This window comes from Methylobacterium sp. FW102-HT35C08, from assembly GCF_058790235.1.
The window spans coordinates 3,029,414-3,052,195 of record NZ_JBYTCL010000002.1; the positions used below are offsets into that span (position 1 = coordinate 3,029,414).

The window sequence follows — 22,782 nt, forward strand, 5'->3', positions numbered from 1 at the left end:
CCTGGGCACGCCGTCTGATGCCCTGTAAGAAGCGCCTCCTCCGCAACTGGGTGCCGGACGCACGCGGCTCGGCCGCCGTCGAGTTCGCGATGCTCGGTCTTCCGTTCTTCGCGATCCTGGGCGTGGTGTTCCAGGCCGGCCTCCACATCCTGACGCAGCAATCCCTCGACGATGCCGTCGATCGGTCAGCGCGGGCGCTCTTCACAGGTGAGTTCCAGACGGGGGCGGACGGCACGCCGGCGGCGGACCGGATGCGAAGCCAGATGTGCCGGAGCCTCTGGTTCGTCGGCTGCTCGGACCTGAAGCTCGACGTGACCAGTTCCGCCACCTTCGCATCCGCGACGCAGGCGCAGCCGTACGACGACAAGGCGAAGAACTGGAATACGGTCTTTGGTAAGACGTTCACGTGCCCGACTGGCGACGCCGTCGTCAGCATCACCGCGGCTGTGCCTGCCCCCCTTTACTTCTCGCTTCTCATGCCGTCGGGCCAAGCGATGCCGGGCGGCAGGCAGCTCCTGATCTCGACCGCGATCTTCCGGTCGGAGCCCTATCCCGCGGGAAGCTGCTGATGCGCTGCCTGCTGCGGCGCTTCGGGCGCTCCGATGCCGGTGCCGGTGCCGTCGAGTTCGCTCTGATCGCCCCGATCATGATCCTGGTGATGCTCGCGTCCATCGAGATCCCGCGCGCCGTCATGACGGGTCAACGGCTCGCACGGTCCGCGCGGACGATGGCGGACCTGATCAGCCGTCAGAACCTCGGATCGCTCGACGATGTCTATGCCGCGGGATCCGCTGTCACGAGGCCCTACGACACCTCCGGCATGGGCGTGGTCCTGTCCGCGGTTGGCGTCTATGCGAACGGGACGTCCTTCGTCTCCAAGGTCTGCTCCAGCAAGGCGCAGAACGCGACACCGCGCGATGTGAACTCGACGATAGGCCCGGCACCAGCCGCAAGCCAGGAGGCGAAGGCGCGCTACGTGATGGCCGAGGTGACCTACGCCTACAAGCCGCTGTTCAACATCCTGCCCGGCCTGAAGAATTACACCTTCAGCTACGCGATCACGTGGCCGGTCCGGAAGGGGACCACGTACAATGGCAAGCCAGAGGTCGTGCTGCCGGACGGGAAGCCATGTGCCTGAAACCATTCAGGCGTAGCCTGCTCGACCTAATCTTATAGCGGCTGCTGGACGTTTGCAGCCTGCCCGCTTGTGGACGAGGATCGTGAAAAGCAGACCGGCGGATATCCACCCAACCCAGCCATCCAGAGACAGAAATCGACGCGACCGGAACTGGCCGAAAACCGCCCCTCCCGCTTCAGAGCGGCCAAAACGAAGAAGCGGACACGCTGGCTTTGATCCAACACCGGCACGCTGACCGCAATCCGCGCCTCGTCACGGCATAACTGAGTGCAGGGCTTAGTCGCCGAGGTCCCGAGGGCCTCGGCTGAACGTCGCAATCCGCCGGGCTGCAACGGCAAGAGCGCGAGCCCGTCATCAGAGGATCCGGGGCCCCGATCGGACGCGGCATGTGAGGCGAGGTCTACTTCCGAACGTGTTCCCACACCTTGGAGATGACGACCGATCCCTCGCCGACCGAGGCTGCGACACGCTTGACGGAGTTGGCGCGGACATCGCCGACCGCGAAGATTCCCGGATGAGACGTCGCATAGGGTGAACTCGCGCCGATCGCGTCCCCAGTCAGGACGAAACCGTGACCATCGAGTTCGACGAGCCCAGAGAGCCAGCCGGTATTGGGGGCGGCGCCAACCATGACGAACACGGCACATGTCGAGATCGTGCGCGTCGTTCCGTCGGCGACATTGCGGATCGTCACCGCATCAAGATGGTCGTCGCCGTGTAGGGCAATGACTTCGGCCCCATACTCAATGCTGATCGCCGGATCTGCCTCCAGCCGACTCGAAAGATACCGCGACATAGAGGTTGCGAGCGATTTTCCGCGCACCAGCAGGCGAACGTGCCGGGCCGAGCGACTGAGATACATCGCCGCCTGGCCCGCCGAGTTGCCGCCACCGATGATGATCGTCTCGGCATTCCTGCAGTAGCGGGCCTCGATCTCCGTCGCAGCGTAGTAGACGCCTGCGCCCTCGAAAGCCTCCAGGCGCTCGATTGGCAATCGCCTGTATTGGACGCCCGTCGCGACGACGACGGCCTGTCCCCGGACGCGCCGGCCGTTGTCGAACGTCGCACAGAACGACCCGTCCTCAAGCCGTTCCAGCTTCGCCACACGCCGCGGCATCGCGAACCGCGTGCCGAACTTCATCGCCTGGACCTCACCGCGCCAGACGAGATCTGCGCCTGAGATCCCGGTTGGGAATCCCATGTAGTTCTCGATCCGGCTCGAGGTGCCGGCTTGACCGCCGATCGCCACATCCTCGATGACCAACGCGCGAAGCCCCTCTGCTCCCGCATAGACGCCCGCCGCGACGCCGGCTGGGCCACCGCCTACAATGAGGACGTCGAAGGCCTCGTCGTCGACGAGGCCGTAGTCGAGACCGAGCAGCTGCGCGACCTTGGCGGGCGTTGGCTCGGTCACAACGATGTCCCGGCCGAAGATGACCGCCGGTCGTTCGGACGAGATCGAGCAACTCGTGGCTACGCTCGCCGCCTCCGGGCTGCCCAGCGGGTAGGACCTGTAGGGGAGGCGGTTGCGGCTGGCGAACTCCGCGATCCGCCGGACGCTCCGATCGTTGTCTTCGCCAATGAGCACCAAGGTGCCATCGTGTGAGTCGAGCTGGCGGCGCCGCCTTGCGGCAAGAACCGTGATGATGATGTCCGACATCTCCGGGATCTCGGATAACAACCTCAGCATCGCCGGACGCGGCACCTCGGTGACGATGGTATCCGTGCACGCTCGCATGGGCATCGACCAGACGCCGCCGTTCAGGAACGAGATCTCTCCCATGAACTGAGTTGGCCCGAGAGTGGAAGGAAGATGGCGCTCGTCCGTGAACGGGTTCACCACCTCGATCTCGCCAGCCTCGACATAGACAAAGCGGTCGGCGGGGTCGCCGGTGCGCACGAGGAAGGTGCCGGCCGGGTAGTGCTTCTCGGCTCCGATGGCCCGGAGTGCGGCGACGTGCGTTGCGGCGAGGGGAATGCGCTGTATCTCGCGCAGGTCACGACCGATCGATTCCATGGTGGTTCCTGTCGCAGGTCATCCGCTGCGGCGCAGCATCGTCGGATCAATTTCGCTAGGCAAGACTCTCGGCGCGGACGTTTGTCTGAGCGGCGCCGCAGGTTCGGAATGGTGCGTAGGACCTGCAATCCGGCCCGAGTCGACGTCTGCTTCGGAAATGCCAACGACGACCAACGAATGGCCGAAATGGGCGCAAAGCCGAAGGTCCGGTTTTGCCCGCTCAGGCGATCCGGCGTGGCGTAGTCTGGCCGAATGCGGAATGGCTGCTTCCGAGAAGGTACGCAGGAAAAGCGGACGGCCTTCTATCGACCCAGCCCAGACGCTGGGGATGCCGTTACCGCTTCTCCGAAGCGGACTTCAGACGGCCGTCCGGCAACTTCAGCTCGGAGTGGGAAGCAGGCTTTGCTGCTGGGTCCGTAAGTGGCGTTCTGCCGCTGACATAAAGACTTATTCCCATTCGGTGGTGCGGATCGTGAAGGCGCTCTCCGCCAAGGGCTGTTGTGTACCGTAGCGCCGCGTCAAAGCAGTGATTTTGTACAGCTCGGCGCCTCGGCAGCCCGGAGCGCCGCGGCGCGATCCTTGGCATCGACTGCGGCTTCCGCCTGCTCAATGGCGGGTTCAGTGGGTTCGGGGGCGGCCAAAGGCTTGCCGTAAGCTGTCCGCTCCGTATGGCTTCTTGATCACCGGTACGTCGCCGAGGTCGGGCGGGACTTGGAAGCTCTCGCCGTAGCCGGTCGCGAACGCGAACGGGATACCGAGTTCCGCCAATCGCCGGGCGACCGCGACGCTCGTCTCGGACCCGAGGTTCACGTCGAGGAGCGCCCGGTCCGGCGGCGAGGCGTCGATCACGCGGAGCGCGTCCCGGACTGAGGCCGCCATGTCGACCGCATCTGCCCCCAGCGCGGTGAGCGCCTCCTCGGCCTCCAGCGCGATGATCATGTTGTCCTCGACCACCAGCACTGTCCCGCCGAACGAAAGGGACGGGATCGCTTCGGGCTGAACGACCCGCACCGCCCGCGGGTGGGCGGCACGGACGAACGCGGCCGGGATCGAGAACCACGCGGTCAGGCCGGTCAGCGCGTAGCGCACCTCGGCCTCACCCTTCAGCTCATAGGGGACGGAGCGCTCGATGATGGTCGAGCCGAACCCGCGCCGGGTCGGGGCCTTGACGGCGGGGCCGCCCGTCTCAGTCCAGTGCATGACGAGGCTGTCGAAGCCGTCCCGCTCCCAGCGCACGTCGATCCGGCCACCGCTGTCGCTGAGCGCCCCGTACTTAGCCGAGTTTGTCACCAACTCGTGTACGACCAGCGCCATGGTCGTGAAGGCCTGCGGTTCGAGCAGTACGTCGACACCGTCGAGGACGACGCGGTCGGCCTTGGCGCCGAGGTAGGCTGATGCCTCGACAGTGAGGAGTTCGGCAAGCGAGCCCGGCCCCCAGTTAGCGGAGGTGACCTGATCGTGGGCTCGGGCGAGCGCCTGGATGCGATCGCCAACGACGGCAGTGAAGTCCTCCGCCTCGCCAGCGCTGGCCCGGCTCTGGGTGACCACGCCTCGGATCAGGTTGAGGATGTTGCGCACCCGGTGGTTCAACTCGGCAATCAGGAGTTCCTGCCGCTCCTGCGCCTCCTTGCGCTCGCGCTCGGCCGTATCGCTGAGGCGGAGGATGACCTCCAAGAGCGTGACCCTCAGCGCCTCTGCGGTGCGGGCCTCGGCATCCGTCCAGGGGAGCGAGTGGCCGTGCACGACCTCGCGCCACGCCTCGAAGCTCTTGCGTGGGGTCAGGCGGACGCCGTTCGGGCCGAGACTCGCGGGCTTCTCCGGATTGCCCGCCCAGGTCACAGTACGCGCCACCTCCTTGCGGAAGAACACCAAGAAGTCCCGCGGCGTGCGCGAGACCGGTACGGCCAGCATCCCGGCGGCCCGCTCGGTGAAGTCGCGGCCGGGTTCGTGGAACCGCCCGATCTCGTCCGTGGCGTAGACCCGGCTCGCAGCCGTTCGGTTGAGGAAGCGCACGAGGCCGGTGAACTCTTCCCGCGTCGGCGTCATGCCCTGCAGGGTGATCTCGCCGTTTACCCACAGGCCCAGCCCATCGCAGGCGACGATGCCGGACAGTTCGTCGGCGAAGTCGGCCAGCCCTTCCAGGCCGGTGCCGCCCGCGGCCATCGCGCTCATCAGGCGGTTGTGGGTCTCGCGGGCCAGCGCCTCCTGGGCGGCGATGACCTCGCGCTCGCGGCTCTCCAGGATCCAGGAAAACATCTGCCCGAACAGCTCGGCGGCGGTGCGGCGCTCCAGGGAGATATGACGCGGCTCGGTGTGGTGGCAGGCGAACAGACCCCAGAGCTGCCCGCCGCGTAGGATGGACACCGACAGCGAGGCGGCCACGCCCATGTTGCGCAGGTATTCGAGGTGGATCGGTGACACCGTGCGCAGGGTCGAGAGCGACAGGTCGAGGGGCTCGCCCGTCGGGTCACGCGACGGGATCACCGGGATGGCCGGGCCATCGACGTCAGCGATGATGCGCAGCCAGTTCCGCTCGTAGAGGGCACGGGCCTGCTTTGGGATGTCCGAGGCCGGGTAGTGCAGGCCGAGGTAACGGTCCAGGCCCGAGCGCACGGCCTCGGCAATGACCTCGCCCGAGCCATCGGAGGCGAAGCGGTAGACCATGACCCGGTCGAAGCCGGTGAGCGCGCGCATCTGCCGGGCGGCCTCTCGGCAGAGCGGCTCGAACTCCACCGTATGCTGCAGGCGGGAGACCATGTTGCGCACGAGGTTACCGGCGCTGAGGTGCTCGGGCGCGCTGGGCTCGGCCTCGATGACGATGGCGCCCCCGGACACGTGCAGCGCGATGTCGAAGGCAGGTCCGCCCGGCATGAGGCGGACCCCGAAGACCCTGTCCACGGCGTCCGGTCCGCGCAGCGTCTGCAGGTGCCCGCGCAGGAGGTGGATGGTCTCCCGGTCGACGAGGGTATCGAGCGGAAGCCCGAGCAGGTCCTCAGCGGGACGTCCGAGCCACTTCGGGGCGTTGGCGCTGGCACGCACCACGATCCAGTCCGGCGAGACGCCGAGCAGGAAGCCGAACGGCTGCACCGCGCCGAGCACGTGGATCGGCTCCCGGTCGCAGGATGTCAGGTCGACCGGCGGTCCCTGGTCTTCCGTGCTCGCGTCCATGCGCCCTGCGTCGTCCCGAGGATCCCGGTCGACACTCGACCTTCAACCCCCCGGTAATGCGGAGCGCCGGCAAAAGTATCCGGCAGGCCGGGGAGACAAGCTGGTCAACTCATGTCGCGCAGCAGGGCCGGCTTGCGTCCGTTCGGCAGGATCTCCTGAAGATGGTCGTGCACCATCCCGGCGGTGAAGGGCTTGCCGATGAAACGCGCGCCGTCCGGCATGTCGCCGGGCCCCGGATGCGCCTGTCCCGAGGCGACCACAATGGCAATGTGGGGCCATCGTCGCGCAGTCTCGCGGGCCACGGCGAAGCCGTCGCGAGTGCCGGGCATCTGGACGTCGGTGAAAAGCAGGACGATCAAGGCCTGCTCCCGCGCGAGAAGCGCTATGGCCTTATCGCCGTCGCTGGCCTCGAAGGTACGGAACCCGGCATCCCCCAGAATGTCCATCGCATCCATGCGGATGAGGCCGTCGTCGTCGACGACGAGGGCATAAGGCGTCGACGGATCGGCTGGGTTTTTCATCGACACATAAGTCCTGATCCTTGCAAAAGGTCCCGTCCGCCCAGCGCTGCAGGCTACCGACGGCTCACGGGCGGTCACAGGATCATGCGCATCTGCGGCGGACCGTACCCGAACCGAAGATAACGCCTCCGCTTCCGGCCCGCCGAACGTCGGACGTCGCCTTTCGAAGTTCGACGCTCAAGAGCGGATTGGCAGAAATCCACCGAGGCTGTGTGAAAACGCGCAGGCGTTTGAAGGATCTCCCCCTTGGAGACTCTGTGCAGCGCCGAGATAAGGCGTCCCAATGGAGTCTACGACCACATTCAGGATGCCCAAATGGCTACCACATAGAAGATTGTTCTACGTTTTCTGAAATCCTTCCTGTTTTTACACCCTCCACCCATTGTGGTCGTAGAGGCAGGCGTTCGAATCCGCGAAGGTGGATCTTCGAGCCTCCCGCGACCGGATCATTCCTCCCATTTATCGAACCCTGGAAATCAGCGATTGGACCCGCTTTAACCGCTCTGACACAAGCGCTGGCATCCTGAGGTCAGTCGCTCGCAGCCTCGCTCACGACCTGCGCCGACCGACAGCCGACGGGACCGCAACGGGTCTTCGGGGATCGGACCGCTCCCATAAAAGGTGCGGCCTGCAACGGAAGCAGGGAGGGTTCGATGGGCGTCGATGCGCAAGGCGCGCCACCGACTGCAGTCGTCGCAACGCCGTCGCAGAACGACCACGCCTCCCTTAAACTCGCGGGGGTGGCCGCCGCCATACTGGTAGCTGCAGCGATCTGGCTGACACCGACCCCAATAGGTCTCACGCTCCTCGGCCACAAGGCGCTCGCCCTGTTCGGCTGCATCTTCGTCCTCTACCTCACTGAGGCCGTGCCCCTCGCGGTCGCGAGCCTGCTGGTCGTGCCGGCCGCGGCGCTGTCGGGGATCACCACGGTCAAGAGCGCGCTCGAAGGCTTCTCGGCGCCCTCCGCCTACCTCATCGTCGGCGCCTTCGTACTGGCCACCGCCATGGTCAAGACACGCTTGGCCGAACGCATTACCTACCTCATCCTGCTGCCCATCGGCTCGGCGCCGACCCGCGTCACGCTCGGCGTGACGCTCGTCAACATCGCGCTCGCCGGACCGCCCACGCCGCGCTCATCGGCTTCGGTCTGCAATCCTCAGCGGGAAGTCCAGGTCGGTCGCCCCATCGGGGGCAATCAACTGCCTCGGCGGCGGCCCGAACGGCGATGCCGCTGCGACGGCCGCCCTCAACCGTTTCTCGACGGGTTCGGGCAGCGGCGGATTCCCGAACGCGACGTCGAGCATGGTGCCGTCGGCGGCGATGCGGATGTGAACGTCAATGGTTCGGACCTTCCGTATTCCGGAAGCGGACGTCGCCGACACCGTCGCGACCGTGCCCTCGACGCGTTCCACCACCTCCGTCACCCACGCGTGGGCGACGCGACCGGCGGCATCCTTCGCGGAAGCCGGGCCGATCAGGCCGACGAGGCACAAGGTACCCACCGCGATACGTGCCAACATGTCAGTAGGTCTCCTTCGCGACCATGCCCGTGTCTCGACCGGGCGCCGCCGTGGCGTCGGAGCGAAATCGCACTTCGTTCGAACGCCACGACAGTATGGCGAATACGCCAGTGACGGCGCGTCAGTAAAGGAACCTATCAGTACCTTTAGCGTTCCCAGATGAAACAGGCCTGTGGCGGATGCCCGGGCCCACCTGGAACGGGACCGATACGATGACGAAGCTTGTCCTCAATTGCGTCCTGGCCCTGGGCGTCCTCGTCACGGGGGCCTCGGTGTCGAGGGCGGGCGAGCAGGAGCAGGCGGCGATGTGCCGGGACGACGTCATGCGCCTCTGCCTGACTGCGATACCGGACCGCGGGCGGATCGTGAGCTGCATGAAGGCCCAGCGGGCCAGCCTAAGCCCAGGCTGCCGGGCCGTGTTCGACGCTGGCTCGCGAGACGAAGAGGCGCCGCGCTCCGCCAGCCTGCGCTGAGCCACCCCTGACCTTCCACGAAATGGCGGCGCAGCCGCCGATACCGGAATGTGAAACCGGTCGGACCGGAGACGATAACCCATGACCAGACTCGCGCTCGCCCTCGGGCTCCTCACGACCCTCGCGCTGCCGGCGCATGCCCGGGAAGTCGTCGCGGCGGCCAGGCCGAAGATGCTCCTGCACGGCAATTACTGCGGCCCCGGCAACAACGCCCCGGCAGCCCCCGTCGATGCCCTGGATGCCGCGTGCGCCCGTCACGACGCCTGCACGCCTGACGAAGGGCTGCCGACAAGAGCATGCAACGCGCGCCTGCAGGCGGAAGCGGAGCGCGTCGCAGACGACCCGCGCCAACCCGAAGATCTTCGCATGCTGGCGGGCCTCGTCGCCTCCGGCGCGGCCATGATGCCGTCGGCCCCGGTCGCTCGGGCCGATGCGGTTGCGGGCCACGGCGCGGTAGCCTCGCGTCGCCCCGTCCCGGCGGTGGTCGCAATCGACGGGGAGTGATGGAGGGACGTGCCCCGAAGGATCGACCTGGCGCGAGCGAGAGAGCCCAATCTTATGCTTGCCGCGCCATCCAAGAGGCGTTCGAAAGCGGGTTCACGGCGGAGGAGCTCGCCGGCGTCCTCGGCAGGCTCGCCCCGACCGATCTCATCCCGCCGCGACACGACGAGGACGTGCCGGAGTACGGTCGCCGGGCCGCCAGCGAAATGATGGTCCGCTACCTTCTCTCGTGAAAAGGCACGCCGACTTGGCGCGGCGCCCCGCTCCGGAAGGACGCGCGACGCGCTTTCGGACCTCCCGCGTGCCGACTAATCCCGCTTCCGGCACGCCGCCATGAAGAAGTCGATGGAGCGCCTCAACGTCTCCCGCTTCACGTGCGAAAGGCCGGGACGCTCCAGGCCGAGCTCAGCCTTGTCGATGAAGCCGCGAATGGTGATGCTGAGGAACAGATCGCCGGCGTGCCTGACGTCGTCCACCGCGATCTCGCCGGAAGCATTTCCTTCGTCCAGGCATCGCTCGATCAACGGTGCGACACGGGCGACCCCGAAATCGTGCAACAGCCGGGCGAACTCCGGGAAGCGCGCGGCCTCGGCGACGATGATCCGGCGGACGGCGATGGTCTCGGCGGTGAGAGCCACCTCTAACAACGCGAGCGCGATGCGGTGGAGGCGCTCAGCCACGGGTCCGTCCTGTGCCGCCGCCATCTCGATGGACGGAACGTTCTCCTCGATAAACCGCACGATGACGGCCTCGAACAGGTCCTCCTTCGAGGAGAAGCGGGCGTAGATGGTCTTCTTTGAGATGCCCGCCGATCCGGCGATGGCGTCGACGCTCGCCACCTCGTAGCCTTCCTTCAGGAAGACGGGCTTCGCCGCCGCGAGGATGCGCAGCGTCAGCTCACCCTCCGATCCGCGAGGAGGGCGGCCGAGGCGGCTCGGCGCCCGCGGTGTCTCATCCTTGGCGTTCACCCAGGCCTCACGCGCTCACGGAAACGTGCTTGGAACATTGTGCACGGGATCGACCTGTGAGGGCAAGTCACAAGCCGTTGCCCTGTGATGGATTAAACGGGACAGGCATGCTCGAAGTTGCGGGCATGAAACAAAGCGGATAGGGAACGATTGAGTTTCCTTTCTTGGACTGATGGCCGATGGCGCGCGCGGAAGAGGATGAAGGACGGGCGCATGCCGATGAGGCCAGGTCCTCGGATGGCAGCATTTCCGAGACACGTCGATCCGAGGGACTCGACCAGCCCGAACAGGCGAAGAAGCCCTCGGCGCTGAAGAAGCCGTGGGTCTCGGCTGGGGTCTACCTGACGAACGCGTCGCGATGGTCCGGCGCTGAGCCGGTCCCATGATTTCCCGGATCGCGCGATATGCCCCCTCATCGCGCGGTGCGACGGCCGGTCCGATCCTTCCCGATTAACATCGGGCCGGCCGCTTGCCATTCCCGGGGTCTTCCCGACCCGGTCACGACCCACGACAGGACTCGAATTCGATGACCTCGCCGCAGCGGCCCGTTAGCCCCTCCAAGGTTCTTATGCTGACGGCGACCCTCGCGCTCGGAGCGTGCGCCTCGGTGCCGCGACAGCCCTACACGGCCGCGGAGGCCCAGGCCGCGGAGGTGGCCGGCATCCCGAACGCCCGTGCCTTCGCGGATGCATCCGTCGAGACCCTCGCGGCGATGATGGTGGCAACCGGGGCCCGCACCCGACCGTTCGCCTACCTCGCCCTCTCGGGCGGCGGCGGCGATGGCGCCTACGGAGCGGGCGTGCTCAAGGGCTGGTCGGAAACCGGGACGCGCCCGGAGTTCAGCCTCGTCTCCGGCGTCAGCACGGGAGCCTTGACGGCGCCCTTCGCCTTCCTCGGTTCGGCCTACGACCCGGTGCTGGAGGAGATCTACACCAGTGGTGTGGCAGGCACGCTGGTGAAGGACCCGAACCTGGTGAACGTCGTGTTCGGGTCGGGGCTGTTCGGGGACGGGCGCCTGCGCGACCTCGTCGGGCGCTACGTCACCCCGGACCTGCTGGCCGCGGTCGCGGCCGAGCACGCCAAGGGTCGCCGCCTGCTCGTGGTCACGACCAACCTGGACTCGAAGCGGGCCATGATCTGGAACATGGGCGCCATCGCCGCGAGCGGTGCCCCGAATGCGGCGGCGCTGTTCCGCGACGTGCTCACGGCCTCGGCCAGCGTGCCCGCCGTCTTCCCGGCGCAACTCCTCGACGTCGAGGCCGCGGGTCGCGGCTTCCAGGAACTCCACGTCGACGGTTCGGTGGTCACCCCGGTTTTCACCGTCCCGCAGGCCGTCATCGCGAACGGCCGCGGCCGGGTCGCCGCCCCGACGAAGGCCGACATCTACGTGCTGATGAACGGACGGATCGAGCCCGATTTCGAGCTTGTCCCCGACGACACCCTGTCCATCGTCAAGCAGACGATCGCGACGGGCAGCCAGGCCCGCAGCCGCGCGAGCCTGGCCGCGACCTACGCCTTCGCGCGGGCGAACCGGATCGGATTTCACCTGACCTACATCGACGGCGCGGCGCCGCGCACGACCGCCGCAAAGGAGTTCGAAACCGCGTACATGCGCAGCCTCTACCGGATCGGCTACGAGAAGGCCCGCACGGGCAAGGCGTGGCGGGACACGGTCCCGGTCGCGCCGGTGGTTGCGGGCACGCTCGCCTCGCGATGACGAGCTTCGGTGGGAAACGGAGCCCTCGGTCTCCGCTTAGCTCGATGTCGGCTGTGCTTCTTGCCGGCTCCCTGTTCGGCTGCGCCGCCATCGACGAGCGCGTCGCGCAGGCGGCCAAGGTCGATTTGGTGGGCATGTCTGCGCTCGACGTCCAGACATGCCTCGGCTTGCCCGATCAGCGACTGGTGACGGGCAAGACGACGCTGTTGACGTACTTCGCAAGCGCGACGCGGACGTTCGGGATGTCGGCTGGCTTGGTCAGCCTGACGTTCGGCGGCTACTGCCACGCCACCGTCCGGATCGAGGAGGACAGGGTCACCGGCGTCACCTTCAGCGGGGACACCTCGTCGTTGATGAGCCACGACGCCGCCTGCGCGCCCATCGTGAAAAGCTGCCTGCGACGGGCGCCCGAGTAGGCTCATGCGCACCTCGGAGCCGGACGAAGGACCACAATGAACGCAGGGTACATTTCCGCGCTCGCCGCCTTGGCGGGTTCCGCCATCGGAGCGCTGGCGTCGTTCGCGACGACCTGGATGACCCAGCGCTTCCAGGATCGTGCCCAACGTCTTGCCCAGACCATCGCGCGGCGCGAGCGACTGTACGGTGACTTCATCGACGAGGCGGCCCGCCTGTTCGGGGACGCGTTCACGCACGGGCTTGAGGACCCGTCCAAGATGGTCACCCTCTACGCGATACGCAGCAAGCTCATGCTGTTCGCCTCGACGGCCATCATCTTGGAGGCCGACGTGGTGATGGAGCGGATCGCGAAGGCATACCGGGCGGACCTGACCGACCTCGCTGCGGTCGAGCGCGACGAGCGCGACCGCCTGGACGTATTACGCGGCTTCGCGGAGGCCTGCCGCACTGAACTTTCCCTCGCCTGAATGCCGCCGGATGGCCGCCTCGGTGAGCGAGCCCGAACGCTTCCGCTCCGGTCGGCAGTTCGCGGCCTCGTTGGGCCTGACACCACGGCAGAACTGCAGCGGCGGCAAGGAGCGCCTGGGCCGGATCTCGCGCATGGGCGACCGCTACCTGCGCCGCCTGCTCGTGGTCGGCATGACCTCTCTGATCCGGCGCGCGAAGGCGACGCCGACCTCGGTCGACCCGCGGCTGCCGGCGCTGCTGCAGCGTAAGCCGGTGCGCGTGGTGACCGTGGCAGCGGCCAATCGCACGGCGCGGGTCGCCTGGGCGATCATGACCCGCGGTGGCATCTACCGCGCACCGGTGATCGCGGTCGCCTGACAGCACGGAGAAGAGGTTTCTCGAGGTTGCGAGGACGATGAGAGTTGATGGTGAACCGGTCAGACCGGGAGCCGGGACACCCCGCCGCCTGTCCAGGGCGTCATAGCCCGCAAAGCAGAGTGGGACCCAGCTCGCGGATACCATCAGGGCCGGCGGTCAACACGAACGACTGCATCGACAGGCCGGACACAAGACTGCACCCGACCAACGCGTCAGAAGCTCAATTCGCCACCTGCAATGCGGGAGCCATCCACACAGGAGCGGCAGCAAACCACCCTGAGCCGTGATCCCGCTTCCGATCCACAAGAGACATTCGAGCTACAAACCAGGCAACCTTGATGCACACGTTCTAGCCGCGAGCATCTCTAACGGCCTCAGCCATAGCAAGAGGCTGCTGCGGAGTGAGCTTGAGCGACAATTGGAAGGGCTTTGCGGGTCAATCGGACACCAACAGGTAACAACTTATGGTAGCGGCGCCGCCTGCGTAGTGCGGATCATCCGTCCGACAAATCACCTTTAGTTGACTATCGATAAAGGCATCTAGAGGCGGTTTGAATTCAAGTATTAACATTTTCAAGGCGAAGAGTCGGCTGCTTGGTGAGCTGCCTGGGAGGGCGGGAAGCTGATCCAGGCTCACCCCTTCGTGCCCGTATGCCCGCGTCACCGCCTGCGTTCCGGCAAGCGCTGCGCGGCCATGCCGTGTGCCCCGTCCAGGACCGGATCATGCGCCTTCACCTGACAGTCAAAGTCTCGCTCCTCGCCGCCTTCGGCCTCCTCGCGCTCCTGTGCGCCGGCCAAAGCATTCTTACGACCCTCACGCTCTCAGGCATCCGAGCCAACGTCACGGGCGTCGCCACGAACTGGCTCCCCTCCGTCGTGGCGATCACCAATATCCGTGCCGCGGCCTCGGAGGTGCGCATCAAGCAGTTGCGCACGCTGACCCTGTCCGGCAAACCCGAGCAGCGGGCCGAGTACGCGCGGCAGATCGACGAGGCCGTCGTAGCGCTCGCGGCCGCCCGAAAGGCCTACGAGCCCCTGATTTCGTCCGCCGAGGAGCGGGCACTCTACGACGCGTTCGGCGCCGCCTGGGAGCGCTACCAGATCGTTGGTTTTGAGGCAGCGCGCTTGGCAGAGGCGGGCCAGAACGCCGACGGCATCCGGCTCATGGCTGACCCGGCCAATATCGATCTCTACAACAACGCCCGTGATACGCTGGCCAAGGACGTCGCCCTGAACGAATGCGGTGCGCATGCAGATGCCGACAGCGCCATGGCGGCGACGGATTCCGCGACCCTTATGGCTTATCTCTCCATCGCGCTGAGCGTGCTGGCGGCCGGCGGCGCGACCGCGTTCGTGCTGCTGCGCGTTTCCCGCCCGATCCAGGCGATGACGGGCGCTATGACCATCCTCGCCGCGGGCGACACGAGCGGGGCGGTGCCCCACCGCACGCGCCGGGACGAGATCGGCGCCATGGCGGCGGCCGTTCAGGTGTTCAAGGACAACCTAATCCGGACGCGCCGGCTCGAAGAGGAGACCGCGCAGGCGCGCCTGGCCGCCGAGGAGCAACGCAAGGCCGGCATGCGCCAGATGGCCGACGGCTTCGAGACCGCGATCGGCGGGATCATCGGCACGGTATCCTCCTCCGCGACCGAACTCCAGGCCACCGCGCAGGCGATGACCGCCACGGCCACCGAGACCGCCAGCCAGTCGACCACCGTGGCGGCCGCCGCCGAGGAGGCCGCCTCCAATGTCAGCACGGTGGCGGCGGCGGCCGAGGAGCTGGGTTCGTCGGTGCAGGAGATCGGCCGTCAGGTCGCGGGCTCGGCCGAGCTGGCGCAGCGGGCGGTGCACGAGGCCGACCAGACCGGCACCCTGGTGCAGGAGCTGAGTGCCGCCGTCTCGCGGATCGGCGACGTCGTCGGGCTGATCTCGAACATCGCCGGCCAGACCAATCTTCTCGCCCTCAACGCCACCATCGAGGCGGCGCGGGCCGGTGCGGCGGGCAAGGGCTTTGCGGTGGTCGCCTCCGAGGTGAAGGCGCTGGCCGAGCAGACCGCAAGTGCCACGCAAGAGATCTCGGGGCAGATCGCGCAGATACAGGCCTCGACCGGGCAGGCGGTGACATCGATCGCGGGCATCACCGGGCGGATCCGGGAGATCAGCGGCGTGGCGACGGCGATCGCGGCGGCGGTCGAGGAGCAGGGCTCAGCCACGCAGGAGATCGTCCGCAACGTGGCACAGGCCTCGGCGGGGACGAACGAAGTGACGGACAACATCGCCGGCGTTGCACAGGCGTCGGAGGAGACCGGAGAGGCGGCCAGCCGGGTTCTGGGCGCGGCCTCCGAGCTGTCGCGGCAATCCGAGCATCTCGGTGCGGAGGTCGCGCGCTTCCTCGCCACCGTGTGGGCTGCCTGATTCGCACTGGGTGACGCTTACATGAAGAGAAATCAACCGACCTAAGAACGTCCGCTTTCGTTTGATTTTCGAGCGGTAGCGGACCATCTTAAAATCACCCCGAGCAGCCCACCCGGAAGCGCCCCTTGTGAGGCGAGCGGACCGCGGCCATCGCTTCCGAAAAGCGGCCATTTCTCGATCGTCTGGCAACTTCAGCTGAGGGTGGTGGCAAGCAGCCATCGGCTTTTCGCTGACAATGGGATATGCCGCTTCCAGCCCAGGCAGCTCACTGCGGTATCCTTCAGCGCCTCACTAGCAGGGCCCGATCTATTCACTTCAGCGAGCCACCGTGCGCGGTCTCGCGCTCGATGCTCGCCATCCGCTTCTCTATGAAGCGCATGCTACGGCTTCGAACAGGTTGGCCTGGTAGCCGAACCGGGCGTAAAGCGTCTTCTTCGAGATGCCGGCCGCGGCCGCGATGACATCGATGCTCGCCGCCTCGTATCCCCCGGACAAGAAAAATCGGCTCGCCGCGTCGAGGATGCGGATGGTCGACTTCCCCTCCGTTCCGTGTGAAGGGCGCCCGACACGCCTCGGTACCGGCGGGACGGCCTCAACGGACATCGTAGCTTGTCGCTCCTTCGATCGCGGAAACGTATCTGGTCCCTTACTTAGAGTCCGTCCGAGAAGTCAGGTTGATCGGGCGAGGCGTCTGACGAGGATCATGATGGCTGCGGCGTAGAGGGAGGCTCTGGCGGAGGCGAGGGTCGCTTCCGGATCCTTCCAGAGGTGTCGGTTGCGGCTGATCGAGGCGAAGAACCGTTCAACGACCCAACGGCGCGGATGAACAGCAAAGCCAACCTGATCCGGCGGCTTGCGTACGTTCTCGACGGCGATGACCGTCGCACTCGCCGGCTCGTCGCCGGCATAGCCGGCGTCGGAAGGCCTTGATGATGAACGGGAAGGCCCGACGCGACAGGCGCGGCACCGGAACGGCTCCGTCCCGGTCCTGCACGTCGGCAGGCTGCGGATCCACATGGCAAGTTCAGGTCAGGCTTCAGCACCCGCCTGGGATCATTGCCATCCCGGCCACTCAACCTCGCCTCAGGCCCTTATCGGACGAGCTCTTAGGTTGAAGGCGGCCGGGTGGACGCTCGTTGTTCTCGGGGCAAGATCGCAATCCGAGCGAAAAAAAATCGATTGCGTGCGTCCTAAATTCATTTAAAGGAACGATACGGTACTATTTAGTTCGGCCTCGAGGCGGGCGCGACGATGGCGTAGGTCGACCACGAGGGCGAGGCCAACTGTGCTGGGACCAGCGGAGACAGACGGTCGTCCAGCCGACGTAGGCTCAAGGCGCAGCAAACGTATCGCCATTCGTACGCAGCCGACTTGAGCCAACAATCGCGGATCGCGCGGTAAGCCACGTCATCGCGCGGTGCGACGGCCGGTCCGACCCTTCCCGATCAACATCGGGCCGGCTGCTTGCCATTCCCGGGGTCTTTCCGACCCGGTCACGACCCACGACAGGACTCGAATTCGATGACCTCGCCGCAGCGGCCCGTTAGCCCCTCCAAGGTTCTTATGCTGACGGCGACCCTCGCGCTCGGAGCGTGCGCCTCGGTGCCGCGACAGCCCTACACGGCCGCGGAGGCCCAGGCCGCGGAGGTGGCCGGCATCCCGAACGCCCGTGCCTTCGCGGACGCGTCGGTTGGGACCCTCGCGGCGATGATGGCGGCGCCCGGGGCCCGCACCCGACCGTTCGCCTACCTCGCCCTCTCGGGCGGCGGCGGCGACGGCGCCTACGGAGCGGGCGTGCTCAAGGGCTGGTCGGAAGCCGGGACGCGCCCGGAGTTCAGCCTCGTCTCCGGCGTCAGCACGGGAGCCTTGACGGCGCCCTTCGCCTTCCTCGGCCCGGCCTACGACCCGGTGCTGGAGGAGATCTACACCAGTGGTGTGGCAGGCACGCTGGTGAAAGACCCGAACCTGGTGAACGTCGTGTTCGGGTCGGGGCTGTTCGGGGACGGGCGCCTGCGCGACCTCGTCGGGCGCTATGTGACCCCGGAGCTGCTGGCCGCGGTCGCGGCCGAGCACGCCAAGGGTCGCCGCCTGCTCGTGGTCACGACCAACCTGGACTCGAAGCGGGCCATGATCTGGAACATGGGCGCCATCGCCGCGAGCGGTGCCCCGAATGCGGCGGCGCTGTTCCGCGACGTGCTCACGGCCTCGGCCAGCGTGCCCGCCGTCTTCCCGGCGCAACTCCTCGACGTCGAGGCGGCGGGCCACGGCTTCCAGGAACTCCACGTCGACGGCTCGGTGGTCACGCCCGTCTTCACGGTCCCGCAGGCCGTCATCGCGAACGGCCGCGGCCGGGTCGCGACCCCGACGAAGGCCGACATCTACGTGCTGATGAACGGACGGATCGAGCCCGATTTCGAGCTGGTCCCCGACGACACCCTGTCCATCGTCAAGCAGACGGTCGCCACGGGCAGCCAAGCCCGCAGCCGCGCGAGCCTGGCCGCGACCTACGCCTTCGCGCGGGCGAACCGGATCGGGTTTCACCTGACCTACATCGACGGCGCGGCACCGCGCACGACCGCCGCGAAGGGGTTCGACACCGACTACATGCGTAGCCTCTACCGGATCGGCTACGAGAAGGCTCGCTCGGGCACGGCGTGGCAGGACACGGTCCCGGTCGCGCCGGTCGTGACAAGTGCTCTCGCCTCGCGATGACCGCGGGTCGGCGTCCGGATCGAGAAGGAGCGGGTCACCGGCGTCACCTTCAGCGGGACACCTCGTCGTTGATGAGCCACGACGCCGCGTGCGCGCCCATCGTCAAGGTCCGTTTGCGACGGCTGCCCGAGTAGCTGCCCTGGTGCCGGCGTGCATGTCGGACGTCGCAAATACAGTCACCCCTGTTTGGCTACTCGCCAAGATGAACCCTGAGCAACAAATTCTAAGTACCAGGCAAAATGAAGTTCCTGGCCATGGCGACGAACAAGAACGAGCCTCTAACATCCGTAGATTTGACGCCGCGCGAACTCGGCGACGTGCCCGTGGTCAAGAAGCTCTACGGGGTGGATAGCCTGCGTCAAGCCTTCTGCAGGGCGCCTTGCTGATCCAGACACTGCCAGCCCATTCGGTGCGAGGAGCTTGAGATGTTGGATCGTTCCCTACCGGGATCGTTCGGCAACGGAGCCGACTTTTCCCGACGACCGCGTTCGACGCTCGGCGACATACGATTTCGAGAACGTCCGTACCACCTCGTCGACATGCGCTTCGATTTGCCTTCGGTCGATGGCGAAGGTGTGCGGAGTGAACAGCATCAACGGGACGAACTTGCCCACGACGCTGCCGGTGTAGATCTCTGCAGCCAACCCTGGGGCATCGCCGACGAATTCCCCGCGGTCTTTGGCCTCCGTGAGATAACGGGTGAGCTTCTGCAGCGTGCGACCGGGAGCCATCGCGTAGAAGGCATCCCCGAGTGCCGGATACCGGGGGGTCTCGTTCACGATGATGCGAGCCAGTGCTACGACCGTGGGGCTGCACATGCATTCCAGCAGGGAAATACCCACGGATCGCAAGATGATCGGAATGGGTCGGTCGCTCTCCAGCTCCGCGTCGAGTGTCTGTCTAACCTCGTTGTTTCGGTTGTTCACGACCTCCAAAAACAGATCTTCCTTACTACCGAAGTGTCGATAAAGCGTCTCCTTGGATGCGCCGGCTGCAAGAGCGACCATCTTCATGGTCGTGTCGGCAAAGCCATGCTGCAGGAATACCTGCTCGGCGGCCCGAGCGATCTCTCCACGTCGCCGCGCGCCGCGCGGAATGGGCCCGCGCGGCACCTTCTGGTCGGTCACCGCGGCACTTGACATCGATCGGTTCACCCGCCCCTATCCGAACCGCCGGGTTCGGTTATACCAACCATCCGTAAGGCAAGCCGGTCGCGCGACCAAGTGTTCCGGCAGACCAAGCCTTCATAAGGTTCCAAGCTTCATCCATGACCGACGACGCGGATAGCCGTTCCCGCCCGTATGACCGCTCGCGCAGCCGACGCGATTATCTCGATGTCGAGTCGGAAGCGGACGACCGGGGGCGCTCGCGGTCCGGTACGCCAGATCCTGGCGGACGTCGGGACGGCACCGGACGCGAGCGCTCGGCCTCGGACGATCGGCAGCGCCGCTTCGCCGGCGATCGGGACGACGTCTACGACGATCATGGCGAGGGCCGAGGGCGTCGAAGCCACGCGGGCGACGACCGCGCCGAGGATGACGGCTCGGACCAGCGGCAGCGCCGCTTCGCCGGCGATCGGGACGACGTCTACGACGATCATGGCGAGGGCCGAGGGCGTCGAAGCTACGCGGGCGACGACCGCGCCGAGGATCACGACTCGGACCAGCGGCAGCAGAACGACGAGCGCGGTCGGAATAGGAAACCGAGGAAGCCGGACAATTCATCGGAGCGGGGCTCCAACGAGCAGGATGCCGGCGAGGATCAGGACGCGAACAAGCGCAAGAAGCGTCGACCGGTGGTGATCGGCATCGCCGCCCTCGTCGTTCTGCTGATGATCGGCGGTGGGCTCTACTTCTGGCTGTCCACCCGCGGTAAGGCCACGACCGACGACGCCTATACCGATGGCAACATAATCAATATCGCGCCGCAGGTCGCCGGCCAGGTGATCGCCCTCGAGGTGACCGACAACCAGTTCGTCCACAAGGGCGACCCGCTGTTCCGCATCGATCCGCGTCAGTTCATCTACAGCCGCGAGCAAGCGCAGGGCCAGCTCGACGCCAACAAGGCGCAGATCGCCAACCAGAAGCTCGGGGTCGAGATCGCGAAGAAGAACTTCCCGGCCGCGCTGCAACTCGCGCAGGCGAACCTCGCCTCGGCCAAGGCAAACCTCGCCCTGCAGCAGGCGAATTACGATCGGCAGAAGAGCCTGCCGAAGCTCGCCACGACGCAGCAGGACGTCGATAGCAATGCGTCGAGCTACCAGCAGGCGAAGGCGCAGGTCGAGCAGGCCGAGGCTCGGGTCACACAGGCGATGCCGGTCCAGCAGAATATCGGCCAGTCCGAGCAGCAGGTCGACCAACTCCAGGGGCAGGCCGAACAAGCGAAGGGCCAGCTCGATCAGGCGAACCTGAACGTCGAATGGAGCGTGGTGCGCGCGCCTCAGGACGGCTGGGTGACGAAGCGCAACGTCAATGCCGGCGACTATCTTACCGCGGGCCAGCAGGTGATGTCGCTCGTCACCACGGATGCCTGGGTCACCGCCAACTACAAGGAGACCGAGCTCGACGGCATGCGGCCTGGTCAGCAGGTCACCATCACGGTGGACGCCTATCCGGATCTAGACCTGCATGGGCACGTCGAGTCGATCCAGCGCGGCTCGGGCTCGAAGTTCTCCGCCTTCCCAGCCGAGAACGCCACCGGCAACTTCATCAAGATCGTCCAGCGCGTGCCCGTGAAGATCGTGATCGACTCCGGGCTGCGGAAGGACGAGCCGCTGCCCTTGGGCATCAGCGTCGAGCCGACGGTGCTGCTCAAATGAGTGCCGATCCGAACCAGGGCTGGAAGCCGGCCTACAATCCCTGGCTGATCGCCATCGCGGTCACGCTCGCCGCCTTCATGGAGATCCTCGACACCACGATCGTCAACGTGGCGCTGCCCTACATCGCCGGTTCGCTCGCCGCCTCGAGCGACGAGGCGACCTACACGCTGACCGCCTACCTCGTCGCCAACGGCATCGTGCTCACCGTCGCGGGGTGGCTGTCCGACACGATCGGGCGCAAGCGCTACTTCCTGATCTGCATCGCGATGTTCACGGTGTCGTCGTTCCTGTGCGGCATCTCCCAGAGCCTCGGGCAGATCATCTTGTTCCGCCTCATGCAAGGCTTCTTCGGCGGCGGCCTACAGCCGAGCCAGCAGGCGATCATCCTCGATACCTTCCCGCCCGCCAAGCGTGGGGCGGCTTTCGGGATCACCGCGGTGGCCACCATCGTAGCCCCCGTCCTCGGGCCGACGCTCGGGGGCTACCTCGTGGAGCACCTCGACTGGCGATGGATCTTCTTCGTCAACGTGCCCGTCGGGATCGTCGCGGTGATCGTCAACTCGATCCTGGTGCAGGATCCGCCTTCCGAGAAAGAAAAGCGCAAGACCAAGCGCAGCATCGACTATATCGGCCTGTCGCTGATCGTGATCGGCATCGGCTGCATGCAGATCATGATCGACCGCGGCGAGGACGACGGCTGGTTCGGCTCGCCGTTCATCCGAACCATGGCGGTCCTGGGCTTCCTCGGCATCTTCGGGGCGATCTGCTGGCTGCTGACGGCGAAGAAGCCGATCATCGACCTCGACGTGTTCAAGGACAAGAACTTCGCCATGGGCTGCGTGCTCATCGGCGCCATGGGCTTCGCGCTCTACGCCAGTGCCGTGGTGATCCCGCAATTCGCCCAGAACGTGCTGGGCTATCCTGCCTTGCAATCCGGCCTGATCCTGTCGCCGGGTGGGATTGTCGTGATCATCCTGATCCCGATCGTCGGCCAGATCATGAAGGTCGTGCAGACCCGATACATCGTCATGTTCGGCTTCGCGTTTATGGGGACGGCACTAATGTATTCGAGCAAGCTCGCGCCCGACATCGACTTCAGAACGCTGGTGATCATGCGTTCTCTTCAGACCGCGGCGCTCGGCTTCCTGTTCGTGCCGATCTCGACCATCGCCTACCTGACCCTGCCGCAGAAGTACCGTAGCGACGGCGCGGCCCTGTTCTCGATGTTCCGCAACGTATTCGGATCTCTGGGGATTTCGCTCTCCACAGCCGCAGTTACGGAGCGAACGCAGTCTGACCAGGCCCACCTGTCGGGGTTCATGACGCCGCTCCGGCAAGGCTACAACACGCTCATCCAGGAGAGCGAGCACACCCTGCGGGCGTTGGGACGCGCCTCGTCGATCGTGCACCAGCAGGCCATCTCGCATACCTACCAGACCTACATGAAGCAGGCGCAGATCCTGGCCTACGGCAACGTTTTCCAATACGCCGCTGTAGTCGCTTTCCTCGTCGTGCCGCTCTGTTTTCTGATTTCGGCCAGGACTGCGCAAGGCAGCGACGGAGGACACTGAC

18 protein-coding genes and 2 pseudogenes are annotated in these 22,782 nt (G+C 66.2%); 13 read left to right on the top strand and 7 right to left on the bottom strand.

The annotated features are described in order from the left end of the window. Positions 1–17 precede the first annotated feature (17 nt). Together AC3WSN_RS14520 and AC3WSN_RS14525 are read left to right on the top strand one after the other, a co-directional pair. The gene (locus tag AC3WSN_RS14520; protein ID WP_492538800.1) at positions 18–569 is read left to right on the top strand and encodes a TadE/TadG family type IV pilus assembly protein; all 552 of its coding nucleotides are present in this window, start codon (positions 18–20) and stop codon (positions 567–569) included. Then, complete coding sequence (locus AC3WSN_RS14525) at positions 569–1,138, top strand: TadE/TadG family type IV pilus assembly protein (protein WP_492538802.1); 570 nt, start codon at positions 569–571, stop codon at positions 1,136–1,138. Before AC3WSN_RS14520 ends, AC3WSN_RS14525 begins: the two co-directional genes overlap by 1 nt. 400 nt (positions 1,139–1,538) lie before the next feature. Here the strand turns inward: AC3WSN_RS14525 and AC3WSN_RS14530 are convergent, their stop codons facing one another. From AC3WSN_RS14530 to AC3WSN_RS14540, 3 genes are all read right to left on the bottom strand, one after another. Continuing rightward, positions 1,539–3,155 (bottom strand): FAD-dependent oxidoreductase, encoded by a 1,617-nt coding sequence (locus tag AC3WSN_RS14530; protein WP_492538804.1) that lies wholly within the window; start codon positions 3,153–3,155, stop codon positions 1,539–1,541. Positions 3,156–3,773: 618 nt separating this feature from the next. Further along, on the bottom strand, positions 3,774–6,323 hold the full coding sequence (locus AC3WSN_RS14535) for an HWE histidine kinase domain-containing protein (protein WP_492538806.1): 2,550 nt from the start codon (positions 6,321–6,323) through the stop codon (positions 3,774–3,776). 104 nt (positions 6,324–6,427) lie between these two features. Further along, the gene (locus AC3WSN_RS14540) at positions 6,428–6,844 is read right to left on the bottom strand and encodes a response regulator (protein WP_492543119.1); all 417 of its coding nucleotides are present in this window, start codon (positions 6,842–6,844) and stop codon (positions 6,428–6,430) included. A gap of 653 nt (positions 6,845–7,497) precedes the next feature. On the opposite strand from AC3WSN_RS14540, the gene AC3WSN_RS14545 reads away from it, so the two are divergent. The 3 genes from AC3WSN_RS14545 (at position 7,498) to AC3WSN_RS14555 (ending at position 9,341) form a co-directional block, all read left to right on the top strand. Next, positions 7,498–8,478 (top strand): SLC13 family permease, encoded by a 981-nt coding sequence (locus tag AC3WSN_RS14545; protein ID WP_492538808.1) that lies wholly within the window; start codon positions 7,498–7,500, stop codon positions 8,476–8,478. Positions 8,479–8,576: 98 nt separating this feature from the next. Beyond that, on the top strand, positions 8,577–8,837 hold the full coding sequence (locus AC3WSN_RS14550; protein WP_492538810.1) for a hypothetical protein: 261 nt from the start codon (positions 8,577–8,579) through the stop codon (positions 8,835–8,837). A gap of 81 nt (positions 8,838–8,918) precedes the next feature. Then, positions 8,919–9,341: a phospholipase A2 family protein gene (locus tag AC3WSN_RS14555; protein WP_492538812.1), complete on the top strand. Its 423-nt coding sequence runs from the start codon at positions 8,919–8,921 to the stop codon at positions 9,339–9,341. 305 nt (positions 9,342–9,646) lie between these two features. Here the strand turns inward: AC3WSN_RS14555 and AC3WSN_RS14560 are convergent, their stop codons facing one another. Then, entirely contained in the window at positions 9,647–10,306 is a 660-nt protein-coding gene (locus AC3WSN_RS14560; protein ID WP_492538814.1) for a TetR/AcrR family transcriptional regulator, read from the bottom strand. A gap of 568 nt (positions 10,307–10,874) precedes the next feature. Here AC3WSN_RS14560 and AC3WSN_RS14565 point away from each other — a divergent pair. The 5 genes and pseudogenes from AC3WSN_RS14565 to AC3WSN_RS14585 all read left to right on the top strand — a co-directional run bounded on the left by AC3WSN_RS14565 (position 10,875) and on the right by AC3WSN_RS14585 (position 15,680). Further along, entirely contained in the window at positions 10,875–12,023 is a 1,149-nt protein-coding gene (locus AC3WSN_RS14565) for a patatin-like phospholipase family protein (protein ID WP_492538816.1), read from the top strand. A 44-nt stretch (positions 12,024–12,067) separates the two neighbouring features. After that, the gene (locus AC3WSN_RS14570) at positions 12,068–12,439 is read left to right on the top strand and encodes a hypothetical protein (RefSeq protein ID WP_492538818.1); all 372 of its coding nucleotides are present in this window, start codon (positions 12,068–12,070) and stop codon (positions 12,437–12,439) included. Between the two features lie 36 nt (positions 12,440–12,475). After that, positions 12,476–12,907: a hypothetical protein gene (locus tag AC3WSN_RS14575; RefSeq protein WP_492538820.1), complete on the top strand. Its 432-nt coding sequence runs from the start codon at positions 12,476–12,478 to the stop codon at positions 12,905–12,907. Positions 12,908–12,917: 10 nt separating this feature from the next. Then, positions 12,918–13,265: pseudogene (locus tag AC3WSN_RS14580) on the top strand (transposase); the annotation flags it as partial. A gap of 723 nt (positions 13,266–13,988) precedes the next feature. Next, positions 13,989–15,680, top strand: coding sequence for a methyl-accepting chemotaxis protein (locus tag AC3WSN_RS14585; protein WP_492538822.1), 1,692 nt, complete (start codon positions 13,989–13,991; stop codon positions 15,678–15,680). A gap of 366 nt (positions 15,681–16,046) precedes the next feature. Here AC3WSN_RS14585 and AC3WSN_RS14590 read toward each other — a convergent pair whose 3' ends face one another. Continuing rightward, entirely contained in the window at positions 16,047–16,283 is a 237-nt protein-coding gene (locus AC3WSN_RS14590) for a TetR/AcrR family transcriptional regulator (protein ID WP_492538824.1), read from the bottom strand. A gap of 66 nt (positions 16,284–16,349) precedes the next feature. Next, positions 16,350–16,695: pseudogene (locus tag AC3WSN_RS14595) on the bottom strand (transposase family protein); the annotation flags it as partial. 548 nt (positions 16,696–17,243) lie between these two features. Between AC3WSN_RS14595 and AC3WSN_RS14600 the strand changes: the two are divergent. Beyond that, positions 17,244–18,392 (top strand): patatin-like phospholipase family protein, encoded by a 1,149-nt coding sequence (locus AC3WSN_RS14600; RefSeq protein WP_492538826.1) that lies wholly within the window; start codon positions 17,244–17,246, stop codon positions 18,390–18,392. 440 nt (positions 18,393–18,832) lie between these two features. Here the strand turns inward: AC3WSN_RS14600 and AC3WSN_RS14605 are convergent, their stop codons facing one another. After that, complete coding sequence (locus AC3WSN_RS14605; protein WP_492538828.1) at positions 18,833–19,519, bottom strand: TetR/AcrR family transcriptional regulator; 687 nt, start codon at positions 19,517–19,519, stop codon at positions 18,833–18,835. Positions 19,520–19,659: 140 nt separating this feature from the next. On the opposite strand from AC3WSN_RS14605, the gene AC3WSN_RS14610 reads away from it, so the two are divergent. Together AC3WSN_RS14610 and AC3WSN_RS14615 are read left to right on the top strand one after the other, a co-directional pair. After that, positions 19,660–21,210, top strand: a complete 1,551-nt coding sequence (locus AC3WSN_RS14610; RefSeq protein WP_492538830.1) for an HlyD family secretion protein — start codon at positions 19,660–19,662, stop codon at positions 21,208–21,210. Continuing rightward, complete coding sequence (locus AC3WSN_RS14615; protein ID WP_492538832.1) at positions 21,207–22,781, top strand: DHA2 family efflux MFS transporter permease subunit; 1,575 nt, start codon at positions 21,207–21,209, stop codon at positions 22,779–22,781. Before AC3WSN_RS14610 ends, AC3WSN_RS14615 begins: the two co-directional genes overlap by 4 nt. The last annotated feature ends 1 nt before the right edge of the window (position 22,782 follow it).